The sequence below is a fragment of the Hafnia alvei genome (assembly GCF_034424155.1).
GTDB classification, from domain to species: domain Bacteria; phylum Pseudomonadota; class Gammaproteobacteria; order Enterobacterales; family Enterobacteriaceae; genus Hafnia; species Hafnia alvei.
This window is the reverse complement of record NZ_CP139992.1, coordinates 3,327,860-3,345,552: the sequence shown is the minus strand read 5'-3', so window position 1 is coordinate 3,345,552 and position 17,693 is coordinate 3,327,860. Positions and strand designations below refer to the sequence as shown.

The following is a 17,693-nucleotide window of genomic DNA, read 5'->3' as shown; positions in this document are numbered from 1 at the left end:
TTTATTCAGAGGTTACTAACTTAAACAATGCGACTGCGCGCTGAACGTGTTCGGCATCAAAGCGGTTTAGCGTGAAAAACTGCTCATTTTTCCCAGGGCGAATAGCTAACGCAAGTTGCTTTTCGCCTTGTTCGTTATTCAGCCAGCCATAAAGGTAACTGCCAATGTCATCGCCGACGTGCCAGCTGATGATGACCGATGTGGCAGGCGATGTTTCACCAGCAGGGCGTGTGGCAATGAAGAGTTCGCCCTGCCATAGCCCGCTAAACTCATCATCTTTTTGCAGCTTTTTGCCATTGGACGCTAACATCGTGGCTAAGCAGTTAGCTTTCTCTTCCGTTACCGTCTGCTCGAGCATTTGCCATAGCGGATAGTCGTTTTCAACCTGATAGCACGCCGCACCGAGATAATCATTGATATCCCGCCATTGCTGGTTGACCGTTTCTTTCATCTCGGCGTCGAGAATGTTGCGATATTGCATCAGGCCACCGCCGTTTTCACCTAATTGCTGATAGGCAATGAGCGACATTGTCCGCGGCTTGCGGCGAAACGTTGCCCACAGCAGAAACTTGGGAATACGAAAGGTAATGGCCTGTACGCTAAAGCGAAAATGGCCCGGACTCGTCAGCATAAAACCATTGGAGGTGCCGCGTTTATCCTGATAATTACGGATCATCACCAGTGGGCAAAGTCCCATCCAGCCGGTTAAGTAATGTTCTTTGATCGAACCGTTCAAATCCAGATCGGCCACCATCTGTGAAATTTTATCTTCTTCTAGCTTGTTTAATGGGTGTGCAAGTTCTGCGCTATGCAGGCTTTTTTCTAACGGTGGCAACGAAGGGAGTGTGAACATGCTGATTTTCTCTGGTCGATTCTTATGGTTGATAGCTTACCTTAAGTTGTCATACCAACGAGGATTTCCCGCTTTTTTGTCATAACTTTCGTGGTATGGATCAACTTTTGTCGTATGGCGTGGTCATATAAAATGTATGTATGATTTATCGTTGTTTAATTTGTAATAGATATTTGACTGCAAAGGATGTTGATGATGATTGATAAAAAAATGCTACGAGTGGCGCTGCTAGGTACTGTTATGAGTTTGAGCACCGTCAGCTTGGCTGCTTCTATACCGGTCTCCACCTCTGAACTGGTACAACAATCAGGCTATCAGCAAACATGGCAGAAGATGGTGAAAGGGCAGAAAAATTTGCCTGTGTGGGCACGTAAAGGTTCAGGCACTTCAACGCCACCAGAATGGGTAACGTGGCAAGGCAAAAAATATCAGGTTGGCAATATCTGCAAGCCACATGACTGCGCTAATAATTTTATGTACGTGGCGTTTAGCAACGATAAGAAACAGGCTTGGGGCGTTCGTGTGGAAATAGCGGATAGGCCTGACGCGCTCGACCATCCAAGTAAACACGCAAAATACCAGTGGCTAGGCAAGCCAGATAATCAGGTAAAAGCGATGCTCACCAAGCAAATTGAAAGCGCGCCTGATTGGAACTGATGTTTTACCGCATTTTCATCGAGTATTCCCCAAGGTCTGTTTATCGCTTGGGGAATATATTTTGATACTTCAATGCATCCTATTTATAAAGTATTGCATATAAAAGTATTTACTTTTGAAACTATAAGAGCGCAATTAATAATCGAGTTTGTATTTCTATGCCTTTGATTGTGTAATAAACCGTAAAGTCGGCAGGGTTTTATAACCGTTGATGCTAACATTTTGGCCGTTGTTTAACTCTCTAATGACGGTAATGTTCAAAAATATGAAAAAATATCTTTTGCTGGCGCTACTCAGCACATTCTCTTTATTTTCTTTTGCATCACACGCTGCAGACTATCAGGAAGGCGAACAGTACGTAAAACTGAAAAATAAGGTGCCAAATGCCCCTGTCGTAGTTGAATTTTTCTCCTTTTATTGCCCGCCATGTAACCAGTTTGCGAATGTTTATAAAGTGAGTGAAGCCGTTAACGAACGTCTGCCTCAGAACGATAAAGTGGTGAAGTACCACGTCAGCGCCATGGGCTCTATGGGCGAAGAACTGACCGAAGCATGGTCTGTTGCTATTGCATTAGGGATTGAAAATAAAGTAGAAAAACCTCTTTTCGATGCGGTTCAAAAAGAACAATCAATAAAGAATAAAGAGGATATTCGTCAAGTATTTATTAAAGCGGGTATTCCAGCCGAAGAATATGACGGCGCGCTACACAGCTTTATGGTGAAATCGATCACCGCAAAACAGCAAAATGCCACCGAGGCTTTCGGTGTGCGCGGTACGCCATCATTCTATGTTGGTGGTCAATATCAGATTAAAAATGATGGAATGCAGAGTAAAACCATTGACGGTTACCGCACTGAATTTGCAGATGTTGTGAAATTCCTGGTCGATCAGAATAAATAGTTTTTAATACGGTAATAAAAGCCCGCTGATATTTTCTCGCGGGCTTTTTATTTTTTAATTAAAAGACCTTTTCTTGCAATACCCATACGGCGGCTTCTACACGTGATTTTAACTTCATTTTTTTCAGCAAATGTTTCACGTGAACTTTAACCGTACTTTCGGTGATCGTTAATTTACGGGCGATCATTTTGTTCGGTAAGCCTTGCGCAATCAGCTTCAAAATATCGCATTCGCGCGGGGTTAATTGCTGCACATCGCGCTCTGAAGAAGGGCGGCTTTCACGCAGGCTAGCGGCTAATACCGGCGTGAGCGCTTCACTGATGACCACTTGTCCGGCAGCGGCCTGATGGAGTGAGCGCAGCAGATCTTCGGGCTCCATGTCTTTAAGCAGGTAGCCGTCGGCACCGCGTTTTAGCGCGCTGATGACGTCATCTTCATGATTAGATACGCTAAAAACCACTACTCGGCCCGATAGTGTGCGGGTGCGAAGCTGATCCAGTGTTTCTAGCCCGTTCATACCCGGCATATTGAGATCGAGCAAAATCAAATCAGGATCGAGCTCTTCCGCCAATTCTATGCCTTGCTGGCCGTTGCTGGCTTCACCGATCACCTTTAGCTGTGGCTCAAGGCTAATCAGCTGTTTTACACCGCTGCGAAGCATCGGGTGATCGTCAATTAACAGAATCGTATATTGATCGTCTTGAGCTAATGTGGAATTCATCAATTTCTCCTCTAAACCAGATGCCGTGGGATTAGCGTATTTCCTGTGGGAATGTGACTCGTACTTCGGTGCCACCGCTCGCACGGCGTGAAATTTGGCATTCTCCTTTCAGACTCTGGGCTCTATCGCTCATAATCACGAGACCGTAGTGGTTCTGTCGCTCAGGGGAAGTGCTAATACCCAGGCCGTTGTCGCAAATAGACATAACGATTTCATCATCTTGTAGGGTGATGGTCATATCAACCTGCGTTGCCTGTGCGTGTTTAAGTATGTTGCTTAGGGCTTCTCTGGCAATTTGTACTAAATGAATTGCCTGATGGGATGGAACACTTTTGGCCGGAAGCTGATAGTCAAAATCGATAGTAAAACCAAAGCGTTGATTAAATTCGGCGACGGTGACCTGCAAAGCAGCCAGCAATCCCGGTTCGCTCAGCTTCAGGCGAAAAGTCGTCAGCAGTTCGCGCAGTTGGCGATAGGCAGCGTTCAGTTCTTCGCGCATCTCTTGCAGTTGGGTTTGAATATTGTCAGGTAACGCCGTGGACTGCATCTGCAAATAGCTGATTTTCATCTTTAAACACGAGAGCGATTGGGCGATGGAGTCGTGCAGCTCACGTGCAATGGCAGAACGTTCTTCCATGACTGCCAGCTGTTGCTGTTGGTCGGCCTGCTGTTCCAGAGCCAACGTGCTGGTGATCTGTTCGGACAATGTCATCATCAGCTGCTTTTGTTCGGGTTGTAGCGTCACGCCTTCTGGCAACTGGGCTAAAATCAAACCATAGCGACCGCTTTGATCGTTCAAGCTCCAGCTAACCGTAGAGCTGGGTTTATTTGGAACATGCTCAGAATGGTTTAAACACTGGACGCAATGCGTATCAGGACAGTGTTTGGGACGCTGTGTTTCCACACAGTTCAGTTCATCAAACTGTTCGTCGCTGTTGTTTTCATACAAGCGAATCTGTAGCGAGTGCAGGGGCGTGAGCTCTTGAAGCTCCGTGAGTATCGGCAGCAGCCGAGAACATAATGGCGCACGAGAATGGAGCTGGCGGCTAGCGCGATACAGATACGATAAAACCTGATTCTTCTTCTGTAAATCCGTGGTTTTTTGCTCGACCAACTGCTCGAGTTTGCCATACATCAGCGAGAGTTCAGACGACATGGCATTCAGCGTCGAGCCTAAAATAGCCATTTCATCCTGATGATCGGTTTGCTGAAAACGCTGGCTGAAATTCCCTTGTCCAATCGCCTGCGACATGCCGACCAGTTGGCGCCAAGGATGGAGTAATCGGCGGCGTAAATAGACCACGGTGCCAACCAGCAGTAACAACGTCAGGATAATAAAAATCTTTTGTACCATGCTGACCATCGTCAAACGCTGTTCGGTTTGATGGTCGATGGCAGAAACCAGTTCATCGAGATGGCCGACAAATTTGGCGACGTTATCCCGTGCATCATCGGGGTGTTGTGCCGCAAGTAGTGCGGGGCGCAGATCGCCTTGCCAAGCTTGTTGTAGGGCGGAGAACTGCGTGTTGAGATGCTCTTCCTTGACGGCTGACAGTAACACTGGGCTGTTTAAATCGTTATTTAATTCATCTAAGCAGCGCTTGCTATCTGTATTGGCATTTAGCGGTACCATCGAGAGTAAACGGTAGCTCTGCATTCTCAGCGATCCCGATGTGTTGATCGCGTGCGCGTTGCCTTGAATGCTCTGTGCCATCCAGCTGGAAACGCTCATTCCTGCAATACCACATATGCCAAGCAGTAGCATCAAAACGGCTACCTGACTGACGATGGAAAAACGTGCACAGAAATGTTTCATGAAAATCTACCAGCTGCGAAAAAAAGGAAAGATACCTTTGAAAAGCCTTTTTAAATCATCCTAGCCTATAACCCCATACCCATAAGGAAGTAACCCTTAATATTTGCTTGTGCCACTCACGTAGCGAAGGCTCAATTTTTAAAGCTTTAAACGAATGATTCTTCGAAAATATTTTTACAATTATAGCCTACTCATTAAGGGAGTTATGGCTGATTTCGCCAAATTGCTACCTTACAGCGGCTTGATTTGTATCAAGTTTGCTCAGGTGCGTGATGCGTACAACTCCGCTACTAACCGGATAAAGGCAGAGGTTTTTATGACACAAGCATCCGCTCCAAATACACAATCGAAAGGGGGCGTGATCCAGGATTGGCGCCCTGAAGAGCCTGATTTTTGGCAGCAAATTGGCCAAAAAACAGCTCAACGTAATCTATGGATTTCAATTCCCTGTTTATTACTCGCTTTTTGCGTCTGGATGCTGTTCAGCGCGGTAGCGGTAAATCTCAATAAGGTCGGGTTTAACTTCACCACCGATCAGCTGTTTATGTTGACCGCGCTGCCTTCTGTTTCGGGCGCTATTTTGCGCGTGCCATACTCCTTTGTGATCCCTATGTTTGGTGGGCGTCGCTGGACGGCAATCAGCACTATTTTCCTCATAATTCCTTGCCTATGGCTGGGGTATGCGGTGCAGGACCCAACGACGCCGTTTAGCGTTTTCGTGACGATTTCCCTGCTGTGTGGCTTTGCCGGTGCTAACTTTGCCTCCAGCATGGCTAACATCAGCTTCTTCTTCCCTAAGAACAAACAGGGTGGAGCGCTGGGCTTAAACGGTGGTTTGGGTAATTTAGGCGTCAGCGTTATGCAGCTGATTGCGCCGATTGCTATTTCCATCAGCATTTTCGGTATCTTCGGTGGTACAGGCCATACCCAGCCAGACGGCAGTAGCCTGTGGTTGGAAAACGCCGCGTGGATCTGGGTGCCGTTCCTGATTATTGCCACGCTGTTTGCTTGGTTTGGCATGAACGATTTAGCCGCGTCTAAAGCCTCTCTCAGCCAACAGCTGCCCGTGCTTAAGCGTGGGCACCTGTGGATCTTGAGCGTGCTGTATCTTTCGACGTTCGGTTCGTTTATCGGTTTTTCGGCAGGCTTTGCCATGCTGTCAAAAACCCAGTTCCCTGACGTGGTGATCCTGCATTACGCCTTCTTTGGTCCGTTCCTTGGGGCGTTGGCTCGTCCGGTTGGTGGTGCTCTGTCCGATCGCTTTGGCGGTATTCGCGTTACGCTGATCAACTTTGTGCTGATGGCGATCTTTGCCGCGTTGCTGTTCCTGACGCTGCCAACCCACGGCGTGGGCGGTTCGTTTATTGCCTTCTACAGCGTGTTTATGCTGCTGTTCTTAACCGCAGGGTTAGGCAGCGGTTCTACGTTCCAGATGATTGCGGTGGTATTCCGTAAAATCACCATCGACAGCGTGAAAGCGCGTGGCGGCAGTGACGATCAGGCGCAGCGTGAAGCCGTCACCGATACCGCAGCGGCGTTAGGTTTTATCTCCGCGATTGGTGCCGCAGGGGGCTTCTTCATTCCTAAAGCCTTTGGTACATCGTTGGCGCTGACAGGTTCTCCGGCCGGTGCTATGAAGGTCTTTGTGGTGTTTTACGTCGTCTGTATTCTGATTACGTGGTTTGTTTATGGCCGTAATTTGAAAACGCTGGCAACAAAGAAAGCCCGCTAATAGGTTTAAAGTAAGATACTTAAGCTTATTTTTAGGGGGAGTACACCGATGGGGTCGTAGCGGCGTAAGCCGCCGGAGCGCCCCGCGGTGTGCTAGACCCGTGTATCTCGATCTTTTAAACGGTCGGTAACACGTCAATAAGTTTGCTTGTTCTGATAAAAAAGCCCCCGCTAATTTCTCGCGGGGGCTTTTTACTATTGGCGAACAGCAGGGTGACTATTCCCCATAGGCCGCGTTTAAATTGTCGTTTACACGCGATGGATTCGTTTCCGGTGCGATCAGCGGCCCACAGCGATAGGTGTGTTTGCCAAGGACTAATTGATAATTACCCGCTTTATCCACTCCCCAATAAATTGCAGGGCCGCTGTTGGCTGTTTCTTTGGCCAACTCATAGCTACCGGATTTAGCGTTATGGATAGCGGGAACATATTGGGAATATTTGTAATCGCTGACAAAGCCATTATGAGAGTAAAAATAATCCCAAGCCTTGGTTTTACGGTTAATCAAACCGATAACGGCGTGACCATCGGCCACGTTTCTCAACGTTAGGTTGATGTTTTTTCCGCATTTTTGATGCTCAATGGGAGAACTGGTGTCTGGCTCAATGGCATTAGCGAATAATGGAAACGCAGCCAAAATAGGGAACATCACATATTTTATATGACTCATCAGGTGTCAATCTCAAGAGTAAAACGCAACTTCTGGCTGAATGAATAATCCAGAAGGGGATATTTTCGGCGTGATGCTGATATGTCTGGGTGGTAAATACAATATCCCATTTTCATGTTGTTACTCTTTTTCCTTATGCTTTGATATTGAAGCATTGAGCAAAAAGGCTGACCTGCTTGCCATCAACGACTTACCTACCCCCAAATAGTCCTGCCTATCAAATTATCCTCAATAAAACATACAGATTTAAAATTAATCCTTATTTTTCATTTAATTATATGTTTTTCGTGATCTTATCCTTTGGTGGTATTTCGCACTGATACTGGAATAGGCCCCGCATTCTGCCTTGATCGCAATCAAGTTCCGCGCGCGTAACGCTCGGTAGTCTGGCCGCAATCTGAGCAATGCATCACGCATATTTCACAATAATGACAGGGGATTTAATCCCCGTATCAGGAGAACTCCGGATGAGCAAATTTCTTGACCGGTTCCGTTATTTCAAACAGAAAGGCGAAACGTTCGCTGATGGCCACGGCCAAGAACTGAACGTTAACCGTGACTGGGAAGACGGATACCGCAGCCGCTGGCAACATGACAAAATCGTGCGCTCTACCCATGGGGTAAACTGTACCGGTTCATGTAGCTGGAAGATTTACGTCAAGAACGGTCTAGTCACTTGGGAAACCCAGCAGACTGACTATCCTCGCACTCGCCCTGATTTGCCAAACCACGAACCACGCGGCTGCCCGCGCGGCGCGAGCTACTCTTGGTATCTGTATAGCGCTAACCGCGTGAAATATCCGATGATGCGCAAGCGCCTAATGAAACTGTGGCGTGAAGCGAAAGCCCTGCACAGCGATCCGGTCGACGCATGGGGTTCTATCGTTAGCGACACTGAGAAAGCGAAAGAGTACAAACAGGCGCGTGGTCGCGGTGGTTTCGTTCGTTCGAGCTGGAAAGAAGTCAACGAACTGATTGCGGCATCCAACGTTTATACCGCCAAGCAGTATGGCCCAGACCGCATTATCGGTTTCTCGCCGATCCCTGCGATGTCGATGGTTTCCTACGCGGCCGGCGCACGCTATCTGTCGCTGATCGGCGGTGTATGCTTGAGCTTCTATGACTGGTACTGCGATTTACCGCCTGCGTCGCCAATGACTTGGGGCGAGCAAACCGACGTTCCTGAATCGGCCGACTGGTATAACTCTTCCTATATCATCGCTTGGGGTTCTAACGTTCCGCAAACGCGTACGCCTGATGCGCACTTCTTCACCGAAGTGCGTTATAAGGGCACGAAGACAGTGGCGGTGACGCCTGACTACGCGGAAATTGCCAAACTGTGTGACCACTGGCTGAACCCGAAACAGGGTACCGATAGCGCCATGGCGCTAGCGATGGGCCATGTGATCCTCAATGAGTTCCACGTTCAGCGTCAGACCGAATATTTTGCCGACTACGTGCGCACCTACACCGACATGCCAATGCTGGTGCTGTTGGAGCAACGTGCAGAAGGTCATTATGCTGCCGGTCGTATGCTGCGCGCTTCTGACTTGGTGGATGGTTTAGGCCAAGAAAATAACCCTGAATGGAAAACCGTTGCGATTAACCAAAACGGCGAGCTTACGGCGCCGCAGGGGTCTATCGGCTACCGTTGGGGTGAGAAAGGCAAATGGAATCTCGAACAGCGTGACGGCGTGAGCGGTGAAGAAGTTAAACTTCAGCTCAGCCTGCTCGATAACTATGACGAGATTGCCGAAGTTGGCTTCCCGTACTTCGGCGGCATTAAAACCAGCGAAAGCGATCCGTTCAACAGCGTTGAGCTGAAAGACGTGCTGCTGCATAAGCTACCGGTTAAACGCCTACAGTTGGCCGATGGTTCTACGGCGTTAGTGACCAGCGTTTACGATTTAACCTTGGCAAACTACGGCATTGAGCGCGGCTTAAACGATGAAAACTGTGCGCAAAGCTATGACGACGTTAAAGCCTATTCTCCAGCTTGGGCTGAACTGGTTACCGGCGTAAGCAAAGAAAACATTGTGCGTATTGCGCGTGAGTTTGCGGAAAACGCCGAGAAAACTCACGGTCGCTCCATGATCATCGTGGGTGCCGGTGTGAACCACTGGTATCACATGGATATGACCTACCGCGGCTTGATCAACATGCTGATCTTCTGCGGCTGTGTCGGCCAAAGCGGTGGCGGTTGGGCTCACTACGTGGGGCAGGAAAAACTGCGTCCACAAACGGGTTGGACTCCGCTGGCCTTTGGTTTGGATTGGCAGCGTCCACCGCGCCATATGAACAGCACCTCATTCTTCTACAATCATTCAAGCCAGTGGCGCTATGAAACCGTGGGCACTGAAGAACTGCTGTCGCCAATGGCGGATAAATCTCGCTTCAGCACCAGCCTGATTGATTTAAACGTACGTGCCGAACGAATGGGATGGCTGCCTTCTGCGCCTCAGCTCGGGACAAACCCGCTGCATATCGCTGAACAAGCCCGCGCCGCAGGCCTGTCTCCGGTGGATTACACGGTGAAAAGCCTGAAAGACGGGTCGATTCGCTTTGCCGCTGAGCAGCCGGACGATGAGAAAAACTTCCCGCGTAACCTGTTCGTCTGGCGTTCAAACCTGCTGGGATCTTCCGGTAAGGGCCATGAGTACATGCTGAAATACCTGCTGGGTACCGAACACGGTATTCAAGGTCAGGATTTGGGCCAGCAGGGCGGTGTGAAGCCTGAAGACGTGGAATGGAAAGACAACGCGGGTGAAGGCAAATTGGATCTGGTGGTCACGCTTGATTTCCGTATGTCGAGCACCTGTCTTTATTCCGATATCGTGCTGCCAACCGCCACGTGGTATGAAAAAGACGATATGAATACGTCGGATATGCATCCGTTTATTCATCCGCTGTCAGCCGCGGTCGATCCTGCGTGGGAATCCAAAAGCGACTGGGAGATCTATAAAGGGATCGCTGACGCCTTCTCGCGTATGTGTGACGGCCATTTAGGTAAAGAAACCGATATCGTTACATTGCCTATCCAGCACGACTCCGCCGCCGAATTGGCGCAGCCGTTTGGCGTAAAGGATTGGAAAAAAGGCGAATGCGATCTTATTCCGGGTAAAACCGCACCGCATATCATCGCGGTTGAACGTGACTATCCAAATACCTATGCGCGCTTTACCTCTCTGGGGCCGTTAATGGATACCTTGGGTAACGGCGGCAAAGGCATTAGCTGGAATACTCAGACCGAAGTCGATTTCCTCAAGCAGCTGAACTATACCCAGCCAGACGGTGTAGCAGCCGGACGTCCAAAAATCGAAACGGCGATTGATGCGGCAGAGGTCATTCTGTCATTGGCACCTGAAACTAACGGACAGGTGGCGGTGAAAGCTTGGCAGGCGCTGAGCAATATTACCGGCCGTGACCACACCCATTTGGCGCTGAACAAAGAAGACGAAAAAATCCGCTTCCGCGATATTCAGGCGCAGCCGCGCAAGATTATCTCTAGCCCAACGTGGTCTGGTTTGGAAGACGAACATGTCTCTTATAACGCTTGCTACACCAACGTTCATGAGCTGATCCCTTGGCGTACCCTGAGCGGCCGTCAGCAGCTTTATCAGGATCATGAATGGATGCGTGCCTTCGGGGAAAGCTTGCTGGTCTATCGTCCACCGATTGATACCCGCGCGGCGGCACCGGTGATGGGGAAATCCCCTAACGGCAACAAAGAGAAAGCGCTGAACTTCCTGACTCCGCATCAGAAGTGGGGCATTCACTCAACCTACAGCGACAACTTATTGATGCTGACGTTAGGCCGCGGCGGTCCAATTGTTTGGCTGAGCGAAGATGACGCCAAAGAGTTAGGTATTGAAGATAACGACTGGATTGAAGCCTTCAACGCCAACGGCGCATTAACGGCGCGTGCGGTGGTGAGCCAGCGTATCCCTGCGGGCATGACCATGATGTATCACGCGCAGGAACGTATCGTGAATATTCCTGGCTCAGAAATTACCAGCCAGCGCGGCGGTATTCATAACTCGGTCACGCGTATTTCACCGAAACCGACGCACATGATTGGTGGCTATGCGCAGTTGGCCTACGGCTTTAACTACTACGGTACCGTAGGTTCCAACCGTGATGAGTTTGTGGTGGTACGTAAGATGAACCGTATCGACTGGTTAGACGAAGAAGGTAACGACTACTCACAGGGTAGCCAGCAGGAGAAAGCCAAATGAAAATCCGTTCTCAAGTCGGCATGGTGCTGAATCTCGATAAATGCATTGGCTGCCATACCTGTTCGGTGACCTGTAAAAACGTCTGGACCAGCCGTGAAGGCACCGAATACGCGTGGTTTAACAACGTAGAAAGTAAACCCGGCGTGGGTTATCCCCACAACTGGGAAGACCAGTCACAATGGAAAGGCGGCTGGATCCGCAAGATTAACGGCAAGCTAGAACCACGCATGGGTAACCGCGTGGGGCTGTTGTCGAAAATCTTTGCTAACCCTGACGTGCCGGGATTAGACGATTACTACGAACCGTTTGACTACGATTATCATCACCTGCAAAACGCGCCGGAAAGTAAGCATCAGCCGATTGCGCGTCCACGCTCGCTGATTACCGGTCAGCGCATGAAGAAAATCGAAAACGGCCCGAACTGGGACGATATTCTGGGCGGCGAATTTTCCAAGCGCGCCAAAGACCAGAACTTCGCCAACATGCAAAAAGAGATGTACGGCCAGTTCGAAAATACCTTCATGATGTATTTGCCACGCCTGTGCGAGCACTGTCTGAATCCGGCATGTGTGGCGACGTGCCCAAGCGGCGCGATCTATAAGCGTTCGGAAGACGGCATTGTGCTGATCGATCAGGACAAGTGCCGCGGCTGGCGCATGTGTTTGACCGGTTGCCCGTACAAAAAGATCTATTTCAACTGGAAAAGCGGCAAGTCTGAGAAGTGTATTTTCTGTTATCCACGCATCGAGTCTGGACAGCCAACTATCTGTTCTGAAACCTGCGTAGGGCGTATCCGCTACCTCGGCGTATTGTTGTATGACGCAGATAAAATTGCCGATGCGGCTTCGGCGGAAAATGAGCAAGATCTGTATCAGCGTCAGCTAGATATCTTCTTGGATCCTAACGATCCTGCGGTGATTGAACAGGCCTTGAAAGACGGCATCCCGCAGGGCGTGATTGAGTCTGCGCAGAAATCACCGGTGTACAAAATGGCGATGGATTGGAAGCTGGCTCTGCCACTGCACCCTGAATATCGCACGCTGCCAATGGTGTGGTATGTACCGCCGTTGTCGCCAATTCAGTCGGCGGCCGATGCAGGTGCTTTACCGCATACCGGCGTATTGCCTGATGTTGAAAGCCTGCGTATCCCCGTTCAATACTTGGCTAATCTGCTGACGGCGGGCGATACCGCTCCGGTGCTGCTGGCGTTGAAACGCATGTTGGCTATGCGTCATTTCAAACGTGCAGAAACCGTGGACGGGGTTATCGACACCAGCGCATTAGAGCAGGTGGGATTAACCGAGGCTCAGGCGCAGGAAATGTACCGCTACTTGGCTATCGCAAATTACGAAGATCGCTTCGTGATTCCATCAAGCCATCGTGAACAAGCGCGTGAAGCGTTTCCTGAAAGCAAAGGCTGTGGGTTTAGCTTTGGCGATGGCTGTCACGGCAGCGATACCAAATTCAACCTGTTTAACAGCCGCCGTATCGACGCTATCGACGTGACGCAGAAAACGCCGCGTGATGCCGATATTCATGGGGAGAAAAGCTGATGATGACGCTGCGAATCGTTGCTCGTCTGCTGGATTACCCCGATGAGGCATTATGGGAAAATCGGCAAGAGCTGGTGGATGCATTAGATGACGCCAGTGAATTGACGCTGGCGCAGTCGGTGCAGTTGCTGACCTTTATTCGTGATTTCACCGAAAACGATCTGATGGATGTTCAGGCGCAATACTGTGAACTGTTTGACCGTGGCCGTGCGACGTCTTTGCTGTTGTTTGAGCACGTACACGGTGAATCCCGCGATCGCGGTCAGGCGATGGTCGATCTGATGGCGCAATATAACGCTGCGGGTCTAGAGATCGACAGCCGCGAACTGCCTGATTTCCTGCCGATGTATCTCGAGTTCCTTGCTAGCCGCGATCGTGAAACGGCGCGTCAGGGATTGTTGGACATCGTGCCGATTCTGGCGTTGCTGGGCGCGCGTTTAAAAGATCGCCAAAGCCATTATGCCGTGCTGTTTGATCTGCTGCTGGCCGTTTCAGGCACTCACGTCGCCAGTGAACAACTAAGCGATAAAGTTGCGCAGGAAACGCGTGACGATACGCCGGCGGCATTAGATGCGGTGTGGGAAGAGGAACAGGTGAAGTTTCTGGGCGAAGAAGGCTGTGCTTCGGCACAGCAGAATGCCCATCACCGTCGTTTCGCAGGTGCGGTTGCGCCGCAGTATCTCAGTTTGGACGCCACGCCGGTGGCAGGAGAACGCTAATGAATTATCTCAACCAGTTCTTTTTCGATATCTATCCGTATCTGGCGGGGGCAATTTTCCTGATTGGCAGTTGGATCCGTTACGACTATGGACAATATAGTTGGCGTGCGGGCTCTAGCCAAATGCTGGATAAAAAAGGCATGCGCCTAGCGTCTAATCTTTTCCACATTGGAATCTTAGGTATTTTTGCTGGGCATTTCCTAGGAATGCTTACGCCGCACTGGATGTATGAATCCTTTCTGCCGGTGCCAATTAAGCAAAAAATGGCGATGTTTGCCGGTGGTGCCTGCGGCGTGATGATGCTGATTGGCGGTGTGATGCTGCTCAAGCGCCGTTTAATGAATCCACGTGTGCGTGCAACCTCAAGCGTAGGCGATATCTTAATCCTGACGCTGTTGGTGGTTCAGGTGTGCTTGGGACTTCTCACCATTCCTTTCTCCGCCCAGCATATGGACGGCAGCGAAATGATGAAGCTGGTGGCGTGGGCGCAGTCTATCGTGACATTCCATACCGGTGCGGCTACGCATTTAGACGGCGTTGCGCTGATCTTTAAGCTACATATCGTATTAGGCATGACGCTATTCGTGCTATTTCCGTTCTGTCGTTTAGTCCATATCTGGAGCGTTCCGGTAGAGTATCTTACCCGCCGCTATCAGCTAGTGCGTAATCGACATTAATATTTATCCCGATAAAAAGCTTCGTATGTTATTAAAAATACGAAGCTTTTTTTTTGCGTTTGAAAGATATTAGGATAGCCCAACGGATCTGGATATTTCTGCTAATTTTTATTGATTATAATTACTTAATAAGTAATGTAGTGAGGGTTTATGGATCTATTGTGATTATTAATCGATATTGTTTCATATATTTTTTATATAAACATGAGCGCACCATCTATGAGCGGATATACCGAACGCAACGCTTTGGGAAAGATAAAAGTCTTTGACCTGAACTTACTGACTGTTTTTGAAATGGTATACGCCCATTCGAGCGTGAGTTTAGCAGCCACATCTATGGGGATGACACCTTCCGCGGTCAGCCAGTCTTTGCAAAAATTACGTAATCATTTTAACGATCCGCTGTTTATCCGTGAAGGGAAAGGAATCTCAGCCACCACGGTGGCGGTTAATTTGCATCAACAACTGACGCAAAGCATGGAGCAACTTGGCCGCGTGGTCAGTGCTTCATCCGATAATGATTTGAAAAAGAAATTTGTTATCTACTCGCCGCCGTTTATGGGGATGGAGTTGCTGCCTGCTGTCCTGAATAGCCTGCAACATGATGGTATGGACTATGAAATTGTTCATCATAGTGGCTACACCGAATCGGTAAAAACCGAAGAGTTACTGAGTTTCCGTAAGGCGGATATTATTTTCAGTACCAGCCCGTATACCAGTTTTTCAACGGTGTGTATCCCTTGTGCCGATACTGAGATCTTATTTGTTTGCCGCAAGGATCATCCACGATTAAAAGGGCGGTTAACGAAAGAGTTGGCTGTTAAGGAGAGATTCACGACAATCAACATTGATGACCCTGAGGTTATTGCGGGGAAGATTAAGATTGATGAAGCGCTTGGCAATCGAAATGTCGCTTTTACCAGCAACTCGATGCTAACGATTATGAGTGTAATTGAAAATACCGATACTGTTGGCGTTATTCCCGCGGGTTCATTACAGCGTTTTGCAGATAACTTTAATATTCAGGTGTTAAAAACAGACTTTATTATGCCGCAGGTGAGAATGTACATGATTTATAACCGAGCCTCAGTGCATAACCCCGCTTTTTCCGTGATGTTGGAGCGTTTGAAGAAAGAGATCCCTGAATCGCTAAAGAAAGAAGTGAGAGAAATAGAATGACGGGCTCAGCAGTAGCCCGTCGTTTAGCCGCTAGGCAGTGTTCATTAAGCGCTATCTATTAAGCGATAGTCACGCTCTTATCTAAATAGACATCCTGCACGGCGTTGATTAACGCGACGCCATCTTTCATCGATTTCTTGAAAGCTTTACGACCTAAGATTAGGCCCATACCGCCAGCTCTTTTATTAATAACCGCAGTGCGTACGGACTCAGACATATCATTTTCACCGGCGGCTCCGCCGGAGTTAATTAGCCCAGCGCGGCCCATATAACAGTTTGCGAGCTGATAACGAACCAAATCAATCGGATTGTCGGTGGTGAGTTTGCTGTAGACACGTTCATCGGTATAACCAAAGTTCACCGCTTTGTAGCCGCCATTATTCTCCGCCATTTTTTGCTTCACGATATCAGCGCCAATAGTGGCGGCCAGATGGTTGGCCTGTCCGGTTAAATCGGCGCTAGCATGATAGTCGACGCCATCTTTTTTGAACGCCGGATTACGCAGATAGGCCCACAGCACGGTGACCATACCCAGCTCATGCGCACGTTCAAAGGCTGCTGAAATTTCTTCTATCTGGCGACGTGACTCAATGGACCCGAAGTAAATCGTGGCACCCACGGCCTGTGCGCCCATATTGAAGGCCTGTTCGACGCTGGCATACAGCGTTTGGTCATACTGCGTAGGATAGCTTAGGGTTTCGTTATGGTTAAGTTTAACGAGGAACGGAATCTTATGCGCATAGCGGCGCGATACAGAAGCCAACACGCCGTAGGTTGAAGCCACGCAGTTGCAGCCCGCCTCAAGCGCCAGTTCTACGATATTTTTAGGATCAAAATAGAGCGGGTTTGCTGCGAAAGAGGCACCCGCTGAATGCTCAACGCCCTGATCGACTGGCAGAATCGACAAATAGCCTGTTCCGGCTAAACGGCCAGTGTTGTACAGATTCTGCATGGCGGTCAGCACGCGCGGAGAGCGGTTGTTATCGATCATGACGCGGTCAACGAAGTCCGCTCCGGGAAGGTAAAACTGTTCAGCGGGTAGGGTGGTGCAGCGATGTTGGAGCAGTGAATCGGCTTCTTTACCTAACAACTTAGCGATATCAGTCATGGTGAACTCCCGTCTTGGCTCAGGCAAAGGCCTCGAGCAATGAGTGAAATTACTTAACAAGATATTAGCGGTTTGCTTACAGCCAGCCGGTACAATACATGCTTTATTGCATCAGCTCTAGGTGAAGGGAGAAAAAGTGAGGCTTGCCGCTGTCAGCCTGAAAGGACAGCAGCGCTTAACGCTATTCGAACCACTCTTTGTTTTGCTGTTCAATCGGCGTAATGGTGTGAATCATCTGTTGTAGATGTGCCAGCACGGCCTCTTCCGCGGCGTCGGCGTCACCTTTGGCGATCGCCTGATAGATTTTTTCGTGCTGGCTGATCAGGCTTTCCGGCGGTGAGACTTTGCTTAAGGTGAGAAAACGCACTCGGTCCATCGTCGCCTTGATGTTCTCAATGGTTTCCCATGCCAGAGGGCAATCCGCTATGTCGGTCAGTAGCTGATGGAACTGATCGTCCAAGGCTAAAAACTCGCTGGTTTGTTGATGCTGCGCGGCCAGTTTTTGACGGCTAATGCTGTGCTCAAGCAGCAGCAATTGGCTGGGGGTTGCCAGCTCTGCGGCGCGACGTGCAATGCTGCATTCGATCGCGCTGCGAATAAAACGTCCGTCAGCGACGCGCTTCACCGATATTTTCTGCACAAAGGTCCCGCGCTGCGGCAGGATCTGTACTAATCCGTTTTCCGCCAGTTTGATAAATGCTTCGCGCACCGGCTGGCGTGAAACGTTAAACCGTGCCGAGATCTCTTTCTCTGAAAGCAGCGTACCGGGAGGAATGGTGCATTCAACAATATCTTTACGCAGGTAGCGATAGATTTGCTGGTTCACTGGAACAGTGCCATTAAGGTCGTAGTTCTGCTGAGGTGTAGACATCG

General features: G+C 49.3%; 14 protein-coding genes. 8 read left to right on the top strand and 6 right to left on the bottom strand.

Translation table 11 applies throughout. The annotated features are described in order from the left end of the window. Position 1 precedes the first annotated feature (1 nt). A complete protein-coding gene (locus U0008_RS15665; protein WP_043494843.1) occupies positions 2-853 on the bottom strand; it encodes a hypothetical protein in 852 nt (283 codons plus the stop codon). Positions 854-1,048: 195 nt separating this feature from the next. Between U0008_RS15665 and U0008_RS15660 the strand changes: the two genes are divergently transcribed. After that, positions 1,049-1,510, top strand: a complete 462-nt coding sequence (locus tag U0008_RS15660) for an inhibitor of vertebrate lysozyme family protein (protein ID WP_025799851.1) — start codon at positions 1,049-1,051, stop codon at positions 1,508-1,510. Positions 1,511-1,775: 265 nt separating this feature from the next. Continuing rightward, positions 1,776-2,411 (top strand): DsbA family protein, encoded by a 636-nt coding sequence (locus tag U0008_RS15655; RefSeq protein ID WP_043494908.1) that lies wholly within the window; start codon positions 1,776-1,778, stop codon positions 2,409-2,411. A gap of 58 nt (positions 2,412-2,469) precedes the next feature. On the opposite strand, the gene narL is transcribed toward U0008_RS15655, so the two are convergent. Together narL and narX are read right to left on the bottom strand one after the other, a co-directional pair. Beyond that, the gene (narL, locus tag U0008_RS15650) at positions 2,470-3,132 is read right to left on the bottom strand and encodes a two-component system response regulator NarL (RefSeq protein ID WP_025799849.1); all 663 of its coding nucleotides are present in this window, start codon (positions 3,130-3,132) and stop codon (positions 2,470-2,472) included. A gap of 31 nt (positions 3,133-3,163) precedes the next feature. Then, positions 3,164-4,948 carry a nitrate/nitrite two-component system sensor histidine kinase NarX gene (gene narX / locus U0008_RS15645; protein ID WP_043494840.1) on the bottom strand — a complete coding sequence of 595 codons (1,785 nt, stop codon included), beginning with the start codon at positions 4,946-4,948 and terminating at the stop codon, positions 3,164-3,166. A 316-nt stretch (positions 4,949-5,264) separates the two neighbouring features. On the opposite strand from narX, the gene U0008_RS15640 reads away from it, so the two are divergent. Then, entirely contained in the window at positions 5,265-6,680 is a 1,416-nt protein-coding gene (locus tag U0008_RS15640) for a NarK family nitrate/nitrite MFS transporter (protein WP_043494906.1), read from the top strand. 216 nt (positions 6,681-6,896) lie between these two features. Here U0008_RS15640 and U0008_RS15635 read toward each other — a convergent pair whose 3' ends face one another. Next, positions 6,897-7,349, bottom strand: a complete 453-nt coding sequence (locus U0008_RS15635; RefSeq protein ID WP_043494837.1) for a hypothetical protein — start codon at positions 7,347-7,349, stop codon at positions 6,897-6,899. A gap of 467 nt (positions 7,350-7,816) precedes the next feature. Between U0008_RS15635 and U0008_RS15630 the strand changes: the two genes are divergently transcribed. The 5 genes from U0008_RS15630 to U0008_RS15610 all read left to right on the top strand — a co-directional run bounded on the left by U0008_RS15630 (position 7,817) and on the right by U0008_RS15610 (position 15,712). Continuing rightward, on the top strand, positions 7,817-11,584 hold the full coding sequence (locus U0008_RS15630; RefSeq protein ID WP_043494834.1) for a nitrate reductase subunit alpha: 3,768 nt from the start codon (positions 7,817-7,819) through the stop codon (positions 11,582-11,584). Next, positions 11,581-13,137, top strand: coding sequence for a nitrate reductase subunit beta (gene narH, locus U0008_RS15625; RefSeq protein ID WP_025799842.1), 1,557 nt, complete (start codon positions 11,581-11,583; stop codon positions 13,135-13,137). The genes U0008_RS15630 and narH overlap by 4 nt, the downstream gene beginning before the upstream one ends. Continuing rightward, positions 13,137-13,856 (top strand): nitrate reductase molybdenum cofactor assembly chaperone, encoded by a 720-nt coding sequence (gene narJ, locus U0008_RS15620; protein WP_025799841.1) that lies wholly within the window; start codon positions 13,137-13,139, stop codon positions 13,854-13,856. The genes narH and narJ overlap by 1 nt, the downstream gene beginning before the upstream one ends. Next, a complete protein-coding gene (gene narI / locus U0008_RS15615; RefSeq protein ID WP_043494832.1) occupies positions 13,856-14,533 on the top strand; it encodes a respiratory nitrate reductase subunit gamma in 678 nt (225 codons plus the stop codon). Before narJ ends, narI begins: the two co-directional genes overlap by 1 nt. Before the next feature lie 219 nt (positions 14,534-14,752). Beyond that, positions 14,753-15,712: a LysR substrate-binding domain-containing protein gene (locus U0008_RS15610; RefSeq protein ID WP_046450149.1), complete on the top strand. Its 960-nt coding sequence runs from the start codon at positions 14,753-14,755 to the stop codon at positions 15,710-15,712. Between the two features lie 58 nt (positions 15,713-15,770). On the opposite strand, the gene fbaB is transcribed toward U0008_RS15610, so the two are convergent. Together fbaB and U0008_RS15600 are read right to left on the bottom strand one after the other, a co-directional pair. Further along, positions 15,771-16,820, bottom strand: coding sequence for a class I fructose-bisphosphate aldolase (fbaB, locus tag U0008_RS15605; RefSeq protein WP_040047232.1), 1,050 nt, complete (start codon positions 16,818-16,820; stop codon positions 15,771-15,773). A gap of 181 nt (positions 16,821-17,001) precedes the next feature. Then, positions 17,002-17,691, bottom strand: coding sequence for a GntR family transcriptional regulator (locus tag U0008_RS15600; RefSeq protein WP_043494903.1), 690 nt, complete (start codon positions 17,689-17,691; stop codon positions 17,002-17,004). Between the last annotated feature and the right edge of the window lie 2 nt (positions 17,692-17,693).